The organism is Flavimobilis marinus, assembly GCF_900113055.1.
Lineage (GTDB): Bacteria > Actinomycetota > Actinomycetes > Actinomycetales > Cellulomonadaceae > Flavimobilis > Flavimobilis marinus.
Window position 1 is genome coordinate 423533 of record NZ_FONZ01000003.1, and the last position, 19713, is coordinate 443245.

At 71.2% G+C, this 19713-nt stretch carries 16 protein-coding genes and 1 riboswitch; of the genes, 6 read left to right on the forward strand and 10 right to left on the reverse strand.

What is annotated here, in order from left to right; all coding sequences use genetic code 11:
- Positions 1–4 precede the first annotated feature (4 nt).
- The 3 genes from BMZ30_RS10680 to BMZ30_RS10690 are packed head-to-tail and all read left to right on the forward strand — an operon-like array spanning position 5 to position 3596.
- Positions 5–1342 carry an acetyl-CoA C-acetyltransferase gene (locus tag BMZ30_RS10680; RefSeq protein WP_093378403.1) on the forward strand — a complete coding sequence of 446 codons (1338 nt, stop codon included), beginning with the start codon at positions 5–7 and terminating at the stop codon, positions 1340–1342.
- Positions 1342–2691: a 3-oxoacyl-ACP reductase gene (locus BMZ30_RS10685; protein WP_093378406.1), complete on the forward strand. Its 1350-nt coding sequence runs from the start codon at positions 1342–1344 to the stop codon at positions 2689–2691. Before BMZ30_RS10680 ends, BMZ30_RS10685 begins: the two co-directional genes overlap by 1 nt.
- 2 nt (positions 2692–2693) lie before the next feature.
- A complete protein-coding gene (locus BMZ30_RS10690; protein WP_093378410.1) occupies positions 2694–3596 on the forward strand; it encodes a MaoC family dehydratase in 903 nt (300 codons plus the stop codon).
- Positions 3597–3704: 108 nt separating this feature from the next.
- Here the strand turns inward: BMZ30_RS10690 and BMZ30_RS10695 are convergent, their stop codons facing one another.
- The 6 genes from BMZ30_RS10695 to BMZ30_RS10720 form a co-directional block, all read right to left on the reverse strand.
- Entirely contained in the window at positions 3705–6155 is a 2451-nt protein-coding gene (locus tag BMZ30_RS10695; RefSeq protein ID WP_229828696.1) for a glycoside hydrolase family 31 protein, read from the reverse strand.
- Positions 6156–6241: 86 nt separating this feature from the next.
- A complete protein-coding gene (locus tag BMZ30_RS10700; protein ID WP_093378413.1) occupies positions 6242–7450 on the reverse strand; it encodes an HAAS signaling domain-containing protein in 1209 nt (402 codons plus the stop codon).
- The gene (locus BMZ30_RS10705; RefSeq protein ID WP_093378416.1) at positions 7447–7776 is read right to left on the reverse strand and encodes a PadR family transcriptional regulator; all 330 of its coding nucleotides are present in this window, start codon (positions 7774–7776) and stop codon (positions 7447–7449) included. Before BMZ30_RS10705 ends, BMZ30_RS10700 begins: the two co-directional genes overlap by 4 nt.
- Positions 7777–7985: 209 nt before the next feature.
- Positions 7986–8570, reverse strand: a complete 585-nt coding sequence (locus tag BMZ30_RS10710; RefSeq protein WP_093378419.1) for a GNAT family N-acetyltransferase — start codon at positions 8568–8570, stop codon at positions 7986–7988.
- 18 nt (positions 8571–8588) lie between these two features.
- Entirely contained in the window at positions 8589–9326 is a 738-nt protein-coding gene (locus tag BMZ30_RS10715; RefSeq protein ID WP_093378421.1) for a GNAT family N-acetyltransferase, read from the reverse strand.
- A gap of 124 nt (positions 9327–9450) precedes the next feature.
- Positions 9451–10845, reverse strand: coding sequence for an aminotransferase class V-fold PLP-dependent enzyme (locus BMZ30_RS10720; protein WP_093378424.1), 1395 nt, complete (start codon positions 10843–10845; stop codon positions 9451–9453).
- A 10-nt stretch (positions 10846–10855) separates the two neighbouring features.
- Positions 10856–10971, reverse strand: a riboswitch (SAM riboswitch).
- A gap of 118 nt (positions 10972–11089) precedes the next feature.
- Between BMZ30_RS10720 and BMZ30_RS10725 the strand changes: the two genes are divergently transcribed.
- The 3 genes from BMZ30_RS10725 to BMZ30_RS10735 all read left to right on the forward strand — a co-directional run bounded on the left by BMZ30_RS10725 (position 11090) and on the right by BMZ30_RS10735 (position 14702).
- Positions 11090–11500 carry a rhodanese-like domain-containing protein gene (locus BMZ30_RS10725; RefSeq protein WP_093378427.1) on the forward strand — a complete coding sequence of 137 codons (411 nt, stop codon included), beginning with the start codon at positions 11090–11092 and terminating at the stop codon, positions 11498–11500.
- The gene (locus BMZ30_RS10730; RefSeq protein ID WP_177191349.1) at positions 11497–12699 is read left to right on the forward strand and encodes an O-succinylhomoserine sulfhydrylase; all 1203 of its coding nucleotides are present in this window, start codon (positions 11497–11499) and stop codon (positions 12697–12699) included. Before BMZ30_RS10725 ends, BMZ30_RS10730 begins: the two co-directional genes overlap by 4 nt.
- A 122-nt stretch (positions 12700–12821) precedes the next feature.
- Positions 12822–14702, forward strand: a complete 1881-nt coding sequence (locus tag BMZ30_RS10735; protein ID WP_177191350.1) for a glycoside hydrolase family 13 protein — start codon at positions 12822–12824, stop codon at positions 14700–14702.
- Between the two features lie 83 nt (positions 14703–14785).
- Here BMZ30_RS10735 and BMZ30_RS10740 read toward each other — a convergent pair whose 3' ends face one another.
- From BMZ30_RS10740 to BMZ30_RS10755, 4 genes are all read right to left on the reverse strand, one after another.
- Positions 14786–15793, reverse strand: coding sequence for a LacI family DNA-binding transcriptional regulator (locus BMZ30_RS10740; RefSeq protein WP_093378432.1), 1008 nt, complete (start codon positions 15791–15793; stop codon positions 14786–14788).
- Between the two features lie 31 nt (positions 15794–15824).
- The gene (locus BMZ30_RS10745) at positions 15825–16763 is read right to left on the reverse strand and encodes a sugar ABC transporter permease (RefSeq protein WP_093378434.1); all 939 of its coding nucleotides are present in this window, start codon (positions 16761–16763) and stop codon (positions 15825–15827) included.
- Positions 16760–18352 carry an ABC transporter permease subunit gene (locus BMZ30_RS10750; protein ID WP_093378437.1) on the reverse strand — a complete coding sequence of 531 codons (1593 nt, stop codon included), beginning with the start codon at positions 18350–18352 and terminating at the stop codon, positions 16760–16762. Before BMZ30_RS10750 ends, BMZ30_RS10745 begins: the two co-directional genes overlap by 4 nt.
- Positions 18353–18429: 77 nt before the next feature.
- Positions 18430–19686 carry a sugar ABC transporter substrate-binding protein gene (locus BMZ30_RS10755; protein ID WP_093378439.1) on the reverse strand — a complete coding sequence of 419 codons (1257 nt, stop codon included), beginning with the start codon at positions 19684–19686 and terminating at the stop codon, positions 18430–18432.
- Positions 19687–19713 lie beyond the last annotated feature (27 nt).

The window sequence follows — 19713 nt, forward strand, 5'->3', positions numbered from 1 at the left end:
AACCATGTCCAACCCCACCACCACCCGCGACGCCTACATCATCGGCGGCAACCGCATCCCCTTCGGCAAGGTCGGCGGCGCGTACGCCCACGCCTCCAACCAGGACATGCTCACGGCAGCGCTGGACGGGCTCATCGCCCGCTACGGCCTGCAGGGAGAGCGTATCGGCGAGGTCGTCGCCGGCGCCGTGCTCAAGCACTCCAAGGACTTCAACCTCGTCCGCGAGTGCGTGCTCGGCACGACGCTCGACCCCCGCACCCCGGCCTACGACCTGCAGCAGGCGTGCGCGACCGGCGTCGAGGCCGTCATCGGCGTGAGCAACAAGATCCGCCTCGGCCAGGTCGAGTCCGCCATCGCGGGCGGCGTCGACAGCACGTCCGACGCCCCGATCGCCGTCAGCAAGCCGCTGCGTCGCGCGCTGCTCGCCGCGTCGCACGCCAAGGACACGATGGGCCGCGTCAAGGCGTTCGCCAAGATCCGCCCCGCGCACCTCGCGCCCGACGCACCCCGCACCGACGAGCCCCGCACCGGCCTGTCGATGGGTGAGCACCAGGCCGTCACGACCGCCCGCTGGGGCATCACCCGCGAGGCCCAGGACGAGGTCGCCGCCGCGAGCCACCACCACCTCGCCGCCGCCTACGACCGCGGATTCTTCGACGACCTGGTGACCGGCTACCGCGGCCTGGCACGCGACCAGATCCTGCGCCCCGACACCTCGACCGAGAAGCTTGCCAAGCTCAACCCGGTGTTCGGCAAGCGCCTCGACACCGAGCCCACGATGACGGCGGGCAACTCCACGCCCCTGTCCGACGGCGCCTCCGCCGTCCTGCTGGGCACGCGCGAGTGGGCCACCGAGCGCAACCTCCCGGTCCTCGCCCGCGTCGTCGACGCCGAGACCGCCGCGGTGGACTTCGTGCACGGGCACGAGGGCCTGCTCATGGCCCCGACCCATGCCGTCGCGCGCCTGCTCACCCGCCAGGGCCTGACGCTCGAGGACTTCGACTACGTCGAGATCCACGAGGCCTTCGCCTCGGTCGTCCTGACCACGCTCGCCGCGTGGGCCGACGACGAGTACTGCCGCACCGAGCTCGGCCTCCCCGGGGCGCTGGGCACCGTCGACCGCAGCCGCCTCAATGTCAACGGTTCCTCGCTCGCGGCGGGCCACCCGTTCGCAGCGACCGGCGGCCGCATCGTCGCCTCGACCGCGAAGCTGCTCGCCGAGCGCCAGCAGAACGACCCGCCCGCCGGGCGCCCTGCCCGCGCGCTGATCTCCGTGTGCGCCGCCGGGGGCCTCGGCGTCGCCACCATCCTCGAGGCCGCGACCGACGGAGGGACGAACTGATGGCTGACACCTACCTCAACTTCGTGAGCTCGGGCGTCGGCAAGACGCTCGCAAAGAAGTTGGGCCTGCCGCAGCCGGCGCACCTGCGCCGGCACAAGCCGGGCGCGCCCCTCGTCCCGGGACCAGTCCTCGTGCTGGGGCCCGACGACGGTCCGTCGGACGCCGACGACGTCGCCGCCGCCCTGCTCGGCTGGGACCTCGACGTCCGCCGCCACCCCGTCTCGGGCGTGCGCTGGGGCGCCGTCGTGCTGGTGCTGAGCGAGGTGACGCACCCCGAGCAGCACTCGGAGCACGTGCTCGGCCTCGCGACGACGCTGCGCTCCCTGGCCACGGGCGCGCGGGTCGTCACGATCTCGCGCCAGGCGACGTCGTCGGACGCCCCGGCGCTGGCCGCGGCCCGGCACGGTGTGGACGGGCTCGTGCGCTCGATCGCCAAGGAGCTGCGCGGCGGGGCGACCGCCAACGGCATCGTGCTCGCCGGTGACGCCCGCGCAGGCGCCGAGGGCACGCTCGCGCCGCTGCGGTTCTTCCTGTCGGGCAAGTCGGCGTACGTCGACGGCCAGTTCCTCACGGTCAACGACGCCGACGTCGTCGCCCCGGCCGACCTTGACAAGCCCCTCGCGGGACGGGTCGCTGTCGTCACGGGCGCGGCCCGGGGCATCGGTGCCGCGATCGCGAAGACGCTCGCCCGGGACGGGGCGCGCCTCGTGCTGGTCGACGTCCCACAGGCCGGGGAGCACCTGGCGAAGGTCGCGAACGAGACGCGCGGCACCGCCCTGCAGCTCGACATCACGGCCGAGGACGCCGGGCAGCGCATCCTCGAGCACGCCCAGGCACGCCACGGGCGGCTCGACATCGTGGTGCACAACGCCGGCATCACGCGCGACAAGCTGCTGGCCAACATGTCCGAGGACAAGTGGGACTCGGTCATCGCGGTGAACATCGCGGCGCAGCTGCGCATCAACGACTACCTGCTCGCGTCCGACGCCTTCAGGGACGCGCCGCGCATCGTGTCGCTCGCCTCGACGTCGGGTATCGCGGGCAACCGCGGGCAGACGAACTACGCGGCGTCCAAGGCCGGGGTCATCGGCATGGTCCGCTCGACGGCACCGCTGCTCGCCGGCGTCTCCGGTACGGCGAACGCGATCGCCCCGGGCTTCATCGCCACGGAGATGACCGCGCGCATGCCGCTCGCGACGCGCGAGGTCGCGGCGCGGCTGAACGCCCTGAAGCAGGCTGGCCGGCCGGTCGACGTGGCGGAGGCGGTCGCGTTCCTGGCCTCGCCCGACGCGGGCGCGGTCACCGGTCAGGTGCTGCGCGTGTGCGGGCAGAACCTCGTGGGGGCGTGAGCATGGCGCCGCTCGAGGTGCCCGCGGACCTGCGGGTCCGGACCGTCGCGATGCCGCGGCTCGGTGCGCTGTATGCGCGCGGCGCCGGCGGGGCGGTCCGGGGCGCGCTGCCCGGCGGGTCGCGTCCGTCGCCGGCGCTGCCCTCGGTGGGTCACCGCGTCCGGGGCGTGCGCCCCGACGTCGGGCACCTGACCGCGTACCAGCACCTGCTGGCCGAGCGCGGCGGCGACGAGCTGCCGTCCGGCTACCTGCACGTGCTCGCGTTCCCCGTCGCGACCTCGGTCATGGTCGACCCGGACTTCCCGGCGCCGCTGCTGGGGATGGTGCACCTGGCCAACCGCGCGTCGTTGCTGCATCCGGTGACCGTGACCGACGAGCTCGAGATCACCACGTGGACGCAGGACCTGCGGCCGCACAAGCGGGGCGCGCAGCTCGACGTCGTCGCGCAGGTGTCGGTCGACGGAGAGGTCGCCTGGGAGGGCGTCTCGACGTACCTGGCCAAGGGCATGCGCGTGCCGGGCGAGGCGGTCGAGGTCGAGCGTCCCGATGCCGACGCACGCGCGGACGCCCCGATCGTGTGGTCCCTGCCCGCGAGCGCGGGTCGCGCGTACGCGGCGGTGTCCGGCGACGTGAACCCGATCCACATGTCCGCGCTCACGGCGAAGGCCTTCGGGTTCCCGCGGGCGATCGCGCACGGCATGTACACCGCGGCCCGGGCGCTGTCCGACGTCGGCGTCGCGCGCGGATCGACCTACGACTGGACGGTCGAGTTCGCCAAGCCGGTGCTGCTGCCGGGCAAGGTCGCGGTCTCGATCGAGCAGACGCCGAGTGGTTCCTTCACGTACGAGGGCCGCCACCCGAAGTCGGGCAAGCTGCACCTGCGCGGCGAGGTCACCCCGCGCTGAGCTCGCGCGGATCGCGAGCCGCGAGCCGCACCAACCTCGGAGCACTTCTGCACGCGTTCGCCGTGCAGAAGTGCTCCGAAGTTTGCCAGCCGGGAGGGCGGAGGGCGGCTAGAGCGTCAGGGTCAGCGCGAAGGCCTCGCGCGCGTTCTCGAACGTCGCCGTCGCGCCGTCGAGGGTGAGCGCCTCGCCGTCGAGCGTGGCTGACGACGGCTCTCCCCCGTGCACGACGACGCGGAACCACCCCCGCGCATGCTCCGGGTACCCGTCGCCCTCGACCTCGCCGCGGACCGTCACCCGGTCCCCCACGCGCTGCACCTCGCACGTCGTGCGGACCCGAGCGCCGTCGTCGGCCGCGAACGTCAGACCGTCGTCCTCCTGCAGGAAGGACGTGTGCACGGCCTCGTCGCCCTCGCCCGGCAGGAACACGTGCAGCTCGACCACGTCCGGGTGGTGGCCCGCGGTCGAGGCCGGGGCGGTCGGCCACATGGGGATCACCGCGCCGCCGCGGGCGTAGGTCGGGATCCGGTCCATGGGCGTCGGCGCGACCAAGAACTGCTGGCCGTCGAAGCGCTCACCGGAGTGCCAGTCGTACCAGGTCCCGGCCGGGAGGTAGACCTGCCGTGCGGTGGTGCCCGCCTCGATCACCGGCGCGACGAGGAGGTCGGGTCCGAACAGGTACTCGTCGTCAAGCTCGCGGACCATGGGGTCCTCCTGGTGGTCGAACACCAGCGGCCGCTGCACGGGAGCTCCGGTCTCGGACGCGCGCAGGAACGCCGCGTACAGGTAGGGCATGAGCCGGTACCGCAGCTCGATGGCCGCGCGCACCGCGTCGCGCACCGCGTCCCCGAACGACCAGGCGTACTGGTCCACGTTCCCGGCGGCGGAGTGGTTGCGGCAGAACGGCGTGAGGGCGCCGTACTGCATCCAGCGCAGGAACAGCTCGGGGTTGGAGTGCCCCATGAACCCGCCGATGTCCGCGCCCACGAAGGCCTGCCCGCTGAGCCCGAGCCCCCCGGCCATCGGCATGCTGAGCCACAGGTGGTCCCAGCGGGACATGTTGTCCCCCATCCAGTTCGCGGCGTAGCGCTGGATGCCCGCGAAACCGGCGCGCGAGAGCACGAACGTCCTCTTGTCCGGCATCTCCGCGAGCAGACCCTGCGTGGTGCCCATCGCCATGAGCAGCGCGTACTGGTTGTGGTACTTGGCGTGGGACTCGCGACCGTGGTCGAACCGCATCGCGTGCGGCTCGATCGCACCGGTCGCGGGCTCGTTCATGTCGTTCCAGATGCCCGCGAGGCCTGAGCGCACGTGGGCGGCGTTGAGCTCGCCCCACCAGGCCCGCCCCTCCTCGGTCGCGAAGTCCGGGAACGTCGTGTTCCCCGGCCACACCTCGCCGATGTAGAGGTCGCCGCCCTCGGTGCGGCACAGGACGTCCTTGGCGAGCGCGTCGTCGAACACCGCGTAGCCCGGGTCGTGCTTCACCCCGGGATCGATGATCGTGATGACACGGAAGCCGTCGTCGGCCAGGCGCGCGAGCATGCCCGGGGCATCGGGGAACTTCTCGGTGTCCCAGGTGAAGACGCGGTAGCCGTCCATGTAGTCGATGTCGAGCCACAGGGCGTCGCAGGGGATGTCCTCGGCGCGGTGCCGGGCGGCGAGCTCCTCGATCTTGTCCTGCGTGTAGTTGAACCAGCGGCACTGGTGGTAGCCGAGCGACCACAGCGGCGGCGGCACGGTCCGGCCCGTGAGCCACGTGTAGCCCTCGAGGATGTCGGGGATCCCCGGGCCGGCGAAGACGTACTCGACGTACTGGCCGCCCGTGACGTGGATGCGGTACTCGTCGTCGGGCGTGAAGTCGTAGTGCGACCGGTAGGCGTTGTCGAGGAACGAGGCCGCGACGCCGCCGTCGGACGCGTGGTGGTAGAAGAACGGGATCGAGACGTAGTACGGGTCGAACTCGGTGCTCGTGTTGTCCGAGCGAGGGTCGTCCGCGGCCTTCTGGAGGGCGAACTCCCCGGACGCCGTCGGGCTGAGGACGTCGGTGTTCCACAGTGTGAAGTCCCGCCCGCGCCGGTTCTGGCCGCCGGTCTTCTCGCCCAGACCGTAGATCGCGTCCTGCACGCCCGCCCGGCGGCGCACGACAAACTCGTCGTTGAGCGTCGCGTACGGCCACCACACGCCGTCCGAGTCCTGGTAGGTCTCGACGACGGCGCTCCCGTCCGTCCGGTGCACGTCCAGCCGGAACGGACTGAGGTAGAGCGAGACGACGACAGCGTCCGTGCGCAGGCGGACGACGTCGTCGGCGTGCTCGAGCTCGAAGGTCACCGCCTGCTCGAACGGGTCGACGCACACGGCGTGCGTGGGCTGCTCGTCGAACCGTCCGCCGCGGCTGATCGACAGGCGCACGACGTCGTCCCGCACCACCTCGACGCGCAGCCGCTCCCCCGTGGTCCCGCCGCCGCCGAGCGCGGCCTCGAGCCCGCGGCCCGTCTTCGTGACGTCCGCAGCGGTCTCGAACCGCAGGTAGGTGGCGGTCTGCTGGGCGGTGGGGAACGGCACGGGAGGGCTCCTTTGCTCGGGTGCTCCCAGGCTAGACCGGGGCGGTGACTCAGACCTGGCTGCTTCCCTCCCCGGCGGCCGCGCTGCTACTCGGTTCCGGTCTCAGTCGAAGGGGCATCGGACGGCGCCTCAGACGACAGCTCCGTGTCCAAGGGCTCTCCACTCGGCTCTATTTCCAGCGGCGAGTCGCTCGGCGTCTCGGCCTCGTCGGTCGCGAGCGGGACGAGGCGATCGATCGTCGGGGCCTGCGTCGACCCGGCGACTCCGTCAGGTGCCGTCCAGCGATTCACGGTCTCGTCCCATACGCCCGACTCGATGTCCCAGAATCCGAGCGGGTAGGCGTTCCAGACCTCGCGGCCGTTGACGTCGGTGCGCGGCTCCCAGAAGTGCGTGATCCTGTCGCCATCGGGGCTGTCCAGAGTGCCGTCGGGGGCGAGCAGCACGGGTCGTCCGGACTGGTCGACGACCTGGGCGCCATCGATCAGCTCGCCGTCCGGGCCGTAGACGAAGAGGTTGGTCGCACGTTCGCCGCCGACGTAGACAGCCTCGGCTTCGCTGCCAGCGGCGTCGGCCGGCGCACTCTCGTCGGAGGAGTCAAGGGGGGAGAAGTACGCGATCTGGTTGGCAGCGTCCTGTGCCATCGCCACGTAGGGAACGAAGTAGACCGCCGCGACGACGTTGGCAACAACCGCGGCACGGCGCCATCCCCTTCCCAGTCGCAAGGCGCCGCGCCCAACCTGCACGCTCAGGAACGCCAGGACGACCATGACCAGCACGGCCCACGGGTCGCTCTCGGGGATGAACCGGATCTCGTAGACAGTGAACATCCCGCCGATGAAGCCGCCCAGAACCCATGCTCGCGCTACCCACCAAACCGGAGCGATCGATCGACCGAAGCCGACGAGGAAGGCACCCTGCGAGGTCGTGGCGAAGCGGGCGATCTGCGCCCGGAGCGGCGCGACCAGTTCGTGCGCCGCCGCACGGACGCGGACGCGCCAGGGAGCCCTCCCGGCACGCTCGGTCGGACCCGCAGCAGGGAACCCAGCCGCCGACCGCAGCTCCGCCGCGTACTCCTCGGGGGCCCCAAACCGTGCGGTCAGCTCGTCACCCTCCGCCGCAGCCACCTCGGAATGGCCCGCCCGCTCCGGCGCCGCGTCCGCGAGCGCCTCGGCCAGATCCGCCTCGAGCCCGTCGGTGAGGTCTTCGACCACGTCGGGCTCGAGGTCGGCCAGGTGCGCCCGGACCCGGGTCGCGTAGGCAGCGAAGTGCTCGCTCAGCACCGGCGTCGTCATCATGCCGCTCCTTCAGTCGTCAGGAGTGCGCTCATCGCCTCGGCGAACTCGCGCCACTCACCACGCTGGCTCTCCAGGAGAGCCCGCCCCTGCTTGTTGATGCCGTAGTACTTGCGGTGCGGCCCTTCGTCGGACGGCACGACATAGCTCGTCAGCGCCCCGGCCGCGTACAGGCGCCGGAGCGTCCCATACACGGACGCGTCGCCGACGGCGTCGAGCCCCGCCGCGCGCAGCCGCCGCACGACGTCGTAGCCGTAACCATCCGCCTCCGCGAGGACGGCCAGGACCGCGGCGTCGAGGACGCCCTTCAACAGCTGTGTCGTATCCATCGGACCTCCGCTCATCGCGCCGGCCCGTGATCCCCCTGCGGCCACGGGCCAGCGCTTGTGCGTCACACGGTACTACGGAATACGCACTACCGGACACACCGTGCTACCGGCGCGCCGCTGGTCCGCCGCAGTTCTGCACAGAACGACAACACACGTGTCGATACGAGCAGAATCGTCCGGTGCCGCGACCGAGAGAGCCGGCCCCGACGTCAGCCCGCGTCCCCCAGCCGCGCCAGCAACCCGTCCCGCACCGTCGGCCACTCGGCCGCGAGGATCGAGAAGTAGACCGTGTCCTGCCGGGTCCCGTCGGCCGAGACCCGGTGGTCGCGCAGCGTGCCCTCGTACCGGGCGCCGAGCTTCCGCATCGCCGCGAGCGACCGCGCGTTGCGGGCGTCCCCGCGCAGGGCCACGCGCGCCAGGCCCCAGTCCTCGAACGCGTGCGTCAGCAGCAGCAGCTTGGCCGCGGGGTTCACGTGCGTGCCCCACACAGCCCGGCCGTAGAAGGTGTTGCCGATCTCGCAGCGACCCATCGCGGACGCGACGTCGTAGTACGTCGTCACGCCGACGACGGGCGAACCGTCCGTGTGCTCGTCCCGCACCGCGAACGCGACCATGGCGGGCGTCGCTACCAGCCGCTCCACGTGCGCGGTCATCGCAGCCTCGTCGTCGGGGAGCGGCGACGTCATGCCGCGCCACATCTCGGCGTCGACAAGCGGCGCGAGCGCAGCGGCATGCTGGACGCCGAGAGGTTCGAGCCGGACGCCGTGGCCGGTCAGGACGAGGTCGTGTTCCACGCGAGCGAGACTAGCCAGTCACCGCCGTCGGCGCCGCGCCCGCCGCTGTCGCCGCGCCGCGGCCCGCGGCGGGACCGGGACGGGCCCGTGCTGGAGCAGGGCGTCCGCGACCTCCTGCACCACCTCGGACGTCACGCTCGCCCCGACCGACGCGAGCGGCGGCATGCTTGCCTCGATCGACCGCAGCGGGTCGAGCCGGTTCAGCAGCCGCTCGCGGATCTCCGGCCACTCCGGCTCGAGGATCGAGAACGACACTGAGTCGACCCGCGTGCCGTCGCGGTCGTCGCGGTAACCCCGCAGCAGACCTTCCCGCGTCGCGCCGAGCCGCTCGATCGCGCCCAGCGACCGGGTGTTGCGTGCGTCTGCGCGCAGGGCCACGCGGTACACCCCGAGTCCCTCGAACGCGTGCTGCAGCAGCAGGAACTTCGACGCCGGGTTGATCACGCGGCCCCACACAGCACGATCGTAGAAGGTGCGGCCGATCTCGACCCGGCGCGCCTCGGGATGGTGGTCCACGAGCGCCGTGCTCCCGCGCACCTGACCGTCGACCAGGTCGACGACGGCGAACGGCAGGCACCCCGGCAGCGCGAGGGAGTCCTCGATGTAGTTCATCATCCCCACCTCGCCCTCGGGCAGGGGTGCGCTCATGCCCGCCCACAGGTCGGCGTCGACCATGCGGGCGAGGTCGCTGACGTGCTGCTGCGCCAGCGGTTCAAGGCGAAATCCGTGCGCCTCGAGGACGAGATCGTGCTCCACGCGGAAATCAGAGCACGCCGCCACCACACGCGACAACGGTCCTGCGGCGTGTCGCGCGAGACACTCCGGCGCTGGTCACCGAGTGTTTTCGCGCCCGTTCCCGACCGTTCGACCCGCGCCGGGATCACGCCCCCGGAGCGCACCCCCCGGCCACCGCTGCGTTGGCCACGGCGGCGGTCGCGACGAGCCCCGAGAGCCCCGAGACGTCGGGCACCGGGCGGGGGTCGTCGGCGACCACCCAGCACCCGTCGACGACGACGTAGCTCGCCCCCGGCCCGTCGGTCAGGTAAGCCGCGAGCGCCTCGACCAGGCGGTCGACGTGCTCGCTGCCCGAGCCGAGCCCGACGCTCGCGCGGATGGCGCCGGTGCCGTGCCCGAGCCGGGCGAGCAGGGGATGCGCGCAGAACTTGCCGTCCCGCACCCCGATCCCGTGCTCCGCAGCGAGGTAGGCGGCCACCAGGCCCGGGTCGTGCCCCGGCACCGCGAACGCGACCACACCGACGCGGTCGGTCGAGTCCGCCCAGACCCGCAGCACCTCGACGCCGTCGATGCCGCAGAGCCCGGACTCGAGCCGGTCGCGCAGCGCGTCCTCGTGGGCGTGCGCCGCCGCCGCGTCGAGCTCGGCGAGCGCGTCGCAGGCCGCCGCGAGCGCGACCGCGCCGATCACGTTGGGCGACCCGGCCTCGTGGCGCGCGGGCGACGGGGCCCAGGTCACGCCGTCGGCCGACACGGACCGGACTGCGCCGCCGCCGGCGAGGTAGGCGGGGGCGGCGTCGAGCCAGTCCCGCCGCCCGATCAGGACACCGGCGCCGTACGGCGCGTACGTCTTGTGCCCGGAGAAGGCCAGGTAGTCGATGCCGGCCGCGGCGACGTCGACCCGGCGGTGCGGGACGAGCTGAGCGCCGTCGACCGCGACGCGCGCGCCGGCCTCGTGGGCCAGGGCGACGACGTCGGCCAGGGGCAGGGCCTCCCCGGTCACGTTCGAGGCGCCCGTGCAGGCGACGAGCGCGTAGGACGCCCGGGCGAGCTCCGCCCGGAGAAGGTCGAGCGTCTCGGTGATCGTGGGGGCGCCCGTCACGACCGTCGCCCCGCCGCTCGCCCGGTGCCACGGCAGCAGGTTCGCGTGGTGCTCAATGTCGAGCACCAGCACCCGCCCGGGTACGGCCCCCGCGAGGAGGTTGAGCGAGTCGGTCGTGTTGCGGGTGAAGATCGTGACGTCGTCGGCCCGCGCGCCCACCAGGGTGGCGACGGACCGGCGTGAGGCCTCGTACAGGGCGGTCGAGACCTGCGAGAGGTACCCGGCGCCGCGGTGCACGCTCGCGTACAGCGGCAGCACCTGGGCGACGCGCTCGGCGACGACCGCGAGCGCGGGGGCCGACGCCGCGACGTCGAGGTTCGCGTACGGCACCGTCCGACCGTCGACGAGCGGCACGAGCGTGTCCGCGCCGATCACCTCGAGCAGCGGGGCGACGGGCGATGCGTCGGTACAGGCGGGGCGGGACAGGGTGTCGGGGCACATGAGGGGCTCCTCTCGGCGCTTGCCCGACGCCGGACGACGGCGGGCCTGGTCCTCACCCGGGGCACCCCACCGCGGAAGGAGGGTTGCCGGCCAGCAAGCCGGGGCTACGCGCTGGCACTCGTGACCGTGCCCCTAGCGTCACCGGGGGTCCGCCGTCCGTCAAGGGCTGGGACGGCCGTCTCACCCAGTGGGAACTCCGGTGGTCGACGACGACGCCGCGGCCGCAAGCCCGGAGGATGGCCGCATGACGTATGCAGGAGACCTCACCCCGCACCAGGCCTACGAGCTCGTCGCGAGCCGCCCGGACGTGCTGCTCGTCGACGTCCGCACCCGGGGCGAGTGGCAGCAGATCGGCGTGCCCGACGGCGCCGACGCGGCCGGCGACGTCGCGTTCGTCGAGTGGAACACCGCGACCGGTCCCAACGACAGGTTCCTCGACGACCTCGCGGCGGCCGGGGCCACGCCCGAGCGCACGCTCGTGTTCCTCTGCCGCTCGGGCGTGCGGTCGATCGGCGCGGCGGAGGCGGCGACCGCGGCGGGCCTGGGCCCTGCCTACAACGTGCTCGAGGGCTTCGAGGGCGAGCAGGACCGCTTCGGCATGCGTACCGTCAACGGCTGGCGCAACGCGGGTCTGCCGACCTCGGGTCCGACGTGAGCGGCCTGCCGCCCACGGCGCGCCCGGACACGCTCGCCGTCCGCGGGGGCCTGGCGCGCACCGGGTTCGACGAGACCTCCGAGCCGCTCTTCCTCACGCAGGGCTACGTCTACGAGAGCGCGGCCGAGTGCGAGGCCGCCTTCGCGGGGGACGTCGACCGGTTCATCTACTCCCGCTACGGCAACCCGACGGTCCGCACGTTCGAGGAGCGCCTGCGCCTGCTCGAGGGCGCCGAGGGCTGCTACGCGACGGCCACCGGGATGTCCGCGGTGTTCACGGCGCTCGCCGCGATCGTTTCCAGCGGCTCGCGGATCGTTGCCGCGCGCGCCCTGTTCGGCTCGTCGCTCGTGATCTTCGACGAGATCTTCGCGCGTTGGGGCGTGCGCACCGACTACGTCGACGCCCACGTGCTGTCCCAGTGGGAGGAGGCGCTGTCCACGCCGGCGGACGTCGTGTTCTTTGAGACGCCGTCCAACCCCATGCAGGACCTCGTCGACGTGCGCGCGGTCAGCGACCTCGCGCACGCGGCCGGCGCCGTCGTCGTCCTCGACAACGTCTTCGCGACCCCCGTGCTGCAGAAGCCCCTCGAGCTCGGCGCCGACGTCGTCGTGTACTCCGCGACCAAGCACATCGACGGCCAGGGGCGCGTCCTGGGCGGGGCGATCCTGGGCCCGGCCGACTACATCGACGGCCCCGTGCAGCAGCTCATCCGCAACACCGGCCCGTCGCTCAGCCCGTTCAACGCCTGGGTGCTGCTCAAGGGCCTCGAGACGATGGCGCTGCGCGTCCGCGCCCAGAGCGCCGCCGCGCTGCAGATCGCCACCGAGCTCGAGCGGCTCCCGGGCGTCGGCCCGGTGCGCTACCCGTACCTGGCTTCGCACCCGCAGCACGCGCTCGCGCTCGCGCAGCAGACGGCCGGGGGCACGGTCGTGACGTTCGACCTCGAGGCCGCGGGCGACGCCGACGCCGCCAAGGCGCGCGCCTTCCGCTTCCTCGACGCCCTGCGGATCGTGGACATCTCCAACAACCTCGGCGACGCCAAGTCCCTGGTCACGCACCCCGCGACGACGACGCACCGCCGCCTCGGCCCCGAGGGGCGCGCCGCGGTCGGGATGTCCGAGACGACGATCCGCCTCAGCGTCGGCCTCGAGGACCCGGCCGACCTGCTCGATGACGTCACCCAGGCGCTGCGCGCCTGAGCACGGCCTGAAAGGCGCTTTCAGAATCTGAAAGATCTTGCTACTGTGCAGTGGTCCCGGCGGCACAGCCGCCACCCGGACCGCACGAACACCACGCTGCGGCGCACCAGAGAGCAGCTCCCATGTCACAGCCGCACCTCCTCCCGCACCACGATGGTTCCCCCCTCTACGTCCCCGACCCGGTCGAGGGACGCGGGAGCACCGTCCGCGTTCGCGTCCGCATCCCCCACGAGTTCGGCGGTGTGCCCAGCGTCATCCTCCGCTCCGTGGTCGACGGCGAACCCCGCTTTCACCAGATGGACCGCGACACCTGGCGCCCTGCCCGCGACGACGGCGCCACGTGGTGGACCGGCACGCTCGCCGTAGAGAATGACGTGACGGGCTACCGCTTCCTCATCAACCGCGCGAACGACACAGCTGTCTGGCTCAACGGCGAGGGCATCGACCACCTCGAGCCAGTCGACGCGCAGGACTTCCGCATCACCGCCCACCCCGCAGCGCCCGACTGGGCCAGCGAGCAGATCCTGTACCAGATCTTCCCAGACCGGTTCGCGCGCTCGGCTGGCGCCGACACTCGACCAGCACCGGACTGGGCGCTCCCCATGCAATGGGGAGACGACGTCGTCCACACCGGTCCGGACACGCCCCGCCAGCTGTTCGGTGGGGACCTCGACGGCATCGTGGAACGGCTCGACCACCTCGAGCGGCTCGGCGTCACGCTCATCTACCTCACGCCCTTCTTCCCAGCCGGCTCCAACCACCGGTACGACGCGACGACGTTCGACGTGGTCGACCCCCTCCTCGGCGGCAACGACGCACTCGTCCGCCTGGTCGAGGCAGCTCACGCCCGTGGGATGCGCGTCGTCGGCGATCTCACCACCAACCACACCGGCGACACGCACGAGTGGTTCGTCGCAGCGCACCGCAGGCCCGGCGCCGCCGAGTCAGAGTTCTACTACTGGAAGGACGCAGCGCAGGAGGAGTACATCGCCTGGTCGGACGTCCCGTCCCTGCCGAAGCTGGACTGGACCTCCTCCGAACTGCGGCGCCGATTCATCGACGGACCCGACTCCGTCGTGGCGCGATGGCTCCAACCGCCCTTCAACCTCGACGGGTGGCGGATCGACGTCGCCAACATGACGGGGCGCCTCGGCGACGTCGACCTCAACCGCGACGTGCAACGCATGGTCCGGGAGACGATGGACGCCGTCGCTCCCGGATCGGTGCTCTACGCCGAGTCCACGAACGACGCCGCGCACGACTTCACCGGAGACGGCTGGCAGGGTCCGATGAGCTACTCGGCCTTCACGCGGCCCCTGTGGCACTGGCTCCGGCAGCCTCAGCGCGGCGTCTTCCACCACTTCGGCATCCCGTACGAGATCGAGCCGCGCTACTCGGCCGCCGACGTCGTCGCGACGTACCGGCGCTTCACGGCCGCGTACCCCTGGAACGTCCGGACGGTGGCGATGAACGCGATCGACACCCATGACACCCCACGCTTCGCCGAGCGGGCGGGGGACGACCTCCAGCTGGTCGCCGCAGGCCTGTCGCTCGCACTTCCGGGCACACCGACGATCTTTGCCGGTGACGAGTTCGGCATCACTGGGGTCAACGGGGAGGACGCCAGGGCCCCGCTCCCGTGGGGGGCCGAGCCGCACCTCGCGGAGGCCTACCGCCAGCTCATCGCGCTGCGCCGCTCGAGCAGGGCGCTGCAGACCGGGAGCCTGCGCTGGATCCACGCCGACGAGGAGGCGCTGCTGCTCGTCCGGGAGACCGAGGACGAGGCGATCGCCGTGCTAGCGGCCCGCTCCGCCACACGCATCGTCGTGCCGATCTCCGCGCTCGGCCGCGCGATCGAGGCAACCCTGACGCTCGGCACCCTCGAGGTCGCCCGGGAGGGCGACTCGCTGATCCTGACCACCGGCGGTCCGACGTTCGCCGCGCTCGGTGCGGCCCGCGTCGGCTCGGCCGACCTCCGGCAGGAGACCGCGGCGACCGTGTGATCCCCGGTGCGAGTGCTCTCGCGTGGCGGCCACAGCGCTGCGGCGCGAGAGCACTCGTGCGAGGCGCGGCGCGCTCCGCCGGGTCAGCGCTTGCGTGACCCGCTGGACTCGCGGACGACCAGCTCCGGCTGGTATACGTACTCCGAGCGCTGGGCATAGATGTTGTTCATCTCGCCCACGAAGGCGTCGGCGATGGCGATCGACATCGTGCTCACCGGTTGGCGCACCGTCGTGAGGGGCGGCCACGAGTGGCGCGCCACGGTCGAGTCGTCGAAGCCCACCACCGAGACGTCGTCGGGCACGGACAACCCCTGACGACGCACTTCCGCGAGGACTCCGAGCGCGATGATGTCGCTCGCACACACGATCGCCGTGCAGCCCTCCGCGAGGAGCGCGCGTGCCGCCGTGAGGCCGCCGTCGTCGGAGACCATCGACTGCACCACGAAGGCCTCGGCCTTCGGTCCGAGCGCCTCAGCCACTCCCGCGCGAAAGCCCTCGGCCTTCCTGGCCGAGGGGACGAGCGTCTCGGGTCCGCTCGCCAAACCCAGGCGCGTGTGCCCCATCGCCACGAGGTGACGCACGGCAAGGACCATGGCCGCGCGATCGTCGATCGAGAAGAACGGCGCATCGATGCCTGTACGGAAACCGTTGACGAACGCCAGCGGCAGGCCGAGGTCGCGGAGCTCTTGATAGCGGGCAACGGGGATCGTGGAGTCGGCGTGCGCGCCGGAGACAAAGACGATGCCCGCAGCTCCCGCTTCGACGAACATCTCGACGTACTCCTCTTCGTGCAGGCCACCATCGGCCTGCGATCCAACGAGGGGCGTGAAGCCGCGCCGGGCGAAGTTGGGGGCGAGCGCCTGTGCGAAGGCGGGGTAGATCGGGTTGGTGAACTCAGGCAGGATGACGCCAACAGGGCGACCCGTGCGGCGACGCAGGCGAGCGGGACGCTCGTAGCCCAACAGGTCGAGGGCGGTGAGAACCGCCTGACGCTTCGCCGCGCTGACCCCGGGTCGGTCGTTGAGGACGCGACTGACGGTTGCCTCGCTCACACCCGCGTTCGCCGCGATGTCCGCGAGTGTGGCGCTCATGCGGGGAGCCTACCAGCGGGCATCCCCCCAGCTACTTCACTGCTCCTGCGGTCAGGCCACCGACGATGTACTTCTGCAACGCGAAGAACAGAGCGACCACAGGCACGGCGGCCAGCACCGCTCCGGCGGCGAAGACCGACCAGTTGGCGGAGGTCTCCTGGGAGACGAACTGGAAGAGCCCGACGGCCAGCGTCTGCTTCGGCGGGTCGGTGAGCACGACGCTAGCGATGACGAACTCGCTCGAGGTACCGATGAACGACAGCAGAGCGACCACCGCGAGGATCGGAGCCGACAACGGAAGGATGATCGTGAAGAAGATTCGCGCGTGGCTGGCGCCGTCCAGCTTCGCGGCCTCGTCGATCGATGCCGGCACCGTGTTGAAGAAGCCATAGATGAGGTACGTGTTCACGCCCATGGCCCCGCCCAGATAGATGAGGATCAGCCCGGCGTGGGTGTCTAGCCCGATCGCGGGGAAGACGTCCCCCAGCGTCATCAGCATCAGGAAGATCGCGACCACGCCAAGGAGCTGAGGGAACATCTGGACCAGGAGGATGCTCACCAGTCCGACCCGCCGACCCGTGAACCGCATGCGCGAGAATGCGTAGGCGGCGAGCGCCCCGAGCAGCACCGTGCCGGCTGAGGAGACGATTCCGATGTAGAGCGAGTTCACGAACCAGGCCCCGTAGGGCTGGGTGGGGCTGTTGAAGAGCCTGATGTAGTTCGCGAGGTCGACCTGGCTGAAGAGCGAGTTCGAGCCGACGAGGGTTCCGTGAGGGTGGAGCGACGCCGAGATGACATAGAGGATCGGGAAGACGGCGACGACGGCCACAGCCAGGGCGACGAGGTTCTTCACGATCGCGCCTCGGCCGTTGCGGCGGGGCGTGCGTCGGCGGGGCGTGGGTTGGCCGGCCGCGAGTGGGCGGGGCGGCGGGACGGTGCTCGAGGCGACCAGGCGCGTCGGGGTGCTCATCGGTGAACGTCCTCCAGGGCTCGGGTGCGACGGAAGCTGTACGCGGCGATCGCCGAGATCAGAATGAAGATGATGATCGAGAACGCGCTCGCCAGGCCGTAGTCGCGTCCGCTGCCTTCTCCGAACGCCACCTTGTAGACGAGCGTGATGAGGATGTCCGTCGCACCCACGTTCATCTCCGTGGAGATGTCCTGCGGCCCGCCCTCGGTGAGCATGTAGATCAGATTGAAGTTGTTAAAGTTGAAGGCGAACGACGAGATCACGAGCGGTGCCATCGTCACCATGAGGAGCGGCAACCTGATCCGCAGGAACGTCGTCGCCGGACCGGCTCCGTCCATCTCAGCGGCCTCGACGTAGTCACGCGGTATCGACTGCAGCGCACCGGTCGCCACCAGAAACATGTACGGGTAGCCGAGCCACAGGTTGACCGCGAGGATCGAGACCTTGGCCAGGAGCGGGTCCGTGAGCCACGGGACCTCAGCGCCACCAAGGAGGGTCTGGTTGATGAAGCCGAACTCAGGGTTGAGCAGTCCGCTCCACACGAGCGCGGAGAGGAACGGTGGGAACGCGTACGGGAGGATGACCAGCACGCGCAGCGTCCGGCGCATCCGAATCGACGGGTCGTCGAGGAGCAGCGCGAGCAGGACTCCGACGAAGAAGGTGGAGGCCACCGACACTCCGGCGAACACGAACGTCCACCCGATCACCCCCAGCAAGGGGCCGCGGATCGAGTCCTCGGTGAAGGCGCGCGTGAAGTTGTCGAACCCGACGGTGATCTTCCACCCTGGGGTGATCTCCAGGCCATCGTCCGCGACGAACGCGCCCGTGCCGCGGTCTGCGTACACCGTTCCGGTCTCCAGGTCGGTGAACGTGTCAGCGGTGGGGTCGTAGTCCAGAGTCGCGGCGTACAGATAGGCGAGCGACCCGTCCTGGGTCCGCAGCGCTCCGTCCTCGAGGTTGTCCGACACCGGCACGCTCATCGTCCCGATCCTGCGCTGGTCCGCGATCATCTCGGGGAAGCTCAAGGTGCGGTAACCCTCCAGGCCGACGGCTACGCCGTCGTCGTCGATCTGCGCACCGGTGACTGGCTCGAGGGGGAGCTCCTCGGCCCCCAGCGAGACGCGCCCGTCAGGGTCGGTGACGAGGAACGCGAGGTCGCCGTCGCGCTCGACCACGACCATGTCGTACGCCGGGGACTCCGGCAGCCGCTCGAGGGACTTGCTGATGAGCACCGCGACAGCGTCGTCCTTGGTGCCCACGTGCCCGTCGCCGTAGTTCGTGAAGGCGATGTAGCCGCTGTACAGGATGACGAAGAGCTGGAACGCCACGAGGAATGCTGTACCGGGGACCAGGTACTTCGCCGGCAGGGCGCGTCGGCTGAGGTAGACCCCGTTCACGGCGACGGCGCTGACGGCGGTCACGCCCGCGAGCCACCACTGCTCGTGAGCAGCGAGCGCAAGCAGTGCGTACAGGACGAGTGCGTCGAGCATGCCGAGCAGAGCCATCTTCAGCAGCAGGCCGCGGAGGGAGCGCACCCGAGGGACGCGCTCTGCGGGCGCACCCTCGCGGGCCGCGAGTGGGGTCGTCATCGATGCTCCAGAGGAGAGGTGGGGCGGGGCCAGACGTGCGGACCGAGCGCGAGTCACCACGCCCGGTCCGCCGCCGGTCAGCCGTTGATGTCCGCCTCGATCTTGGCCGCCATCTCGCTCCACGCCACGCCCGGGTCGCCGGCGGTGCCGTTGATGAGCGCAGCCTCCGTAGCGCCCCAGTAGTTCCACACGGCTCCCATCTCTGGGATGCTCGGCATGGGCACGCCGTCGAGACCGACCTCGCCGAAGCTGCCGACGTCCGGATCCTGCGCCGCCGCGATCTCGAACGCCGAGGTCAGCGCGGGTGGGCGGCCACCCGCCGCGAAGAGGTCCAGCTGCACCTCCTCCGAACCGAGGTACTTGACGACGAACTCGCTGGCCGCGAGCGCGTTCTCGCTCTTCGCGCTGACGAAGAAGCCCTGCACGCCCACGAACGGGGTCAAGGGCTTGTCTCCGGCCGGCGGGATGGACTCGATCGCGTAGTCAACGCCGGCTTCCTTGATGGCAGGCAGGTTCCAGGGCCCGGAGAGCATGAACGGCGCCTTCCCGGCCGCAAACTCGTCCCGGGCGATGTCACCTGTGATGTTCGTGTTCACCACTCCGGCCTCTCCCCACTCCACCAGCTTCGCGGCGAAGGCTTCCCCACCCGCGCTCCCGATCTGCAGGTCCGCCGGGTCGTAGCTGCCGTCCTCCTTGACGCCGAAGAGCGGGGCGCCGAGTGACGTCTGCAATGGGTACAGGTGGTAAGGGTCAGACTCGGGCCCTGAGGGCACGAGGACCGGGTACTCGGCGTCACCGGCCTCGACGACCGCCTCGCCTGCGGCGATGAGCGCGTCCCACGTCGCCGGCGTCTCGTCCGCCAGTGCCGTGTTGCGCAGCAGGGCGATGTTCTCTAGCGAGACCGGCAAGCCGTAGGTGATGCCTTCGTAGCTCATCGCGCGCAGGGCGACGTCGGAGAAGCCGGCTTCAGCCTCGCCGAGCTCGAGCCGGGCGACCACGCCGTTCTGCACGAACAGTCCGAGCCAGTCGTGCCCGCCGATGATCACGTCGGGGCCCTTGCCGGTCGGCACCTGCTTGACGAAGTCCTCCTTCATCACGTCGCCGTACTCCTTCTGCACGAGCTTCACGGCGATGCCCTTATCAGCCTCGAACTTCGCGGCGATCTCCTCCAGCTCGGTGGCGCGGTTCGCGTCGACCCAGACCGTCAGCTCGGCGCTGCTGGTTGTGCTCGCTAGCGGGTCGTCGCTGGAGGTCGACGACGAGCAGCCGCCCAGGGCAGCCGCGAGGGCGAGGCTGCTGGCGACGAAAACTGCGGCGGTCCTGTTCACCTTCATTGGTGGCGCCTTTCTGGAGTCTCGGGA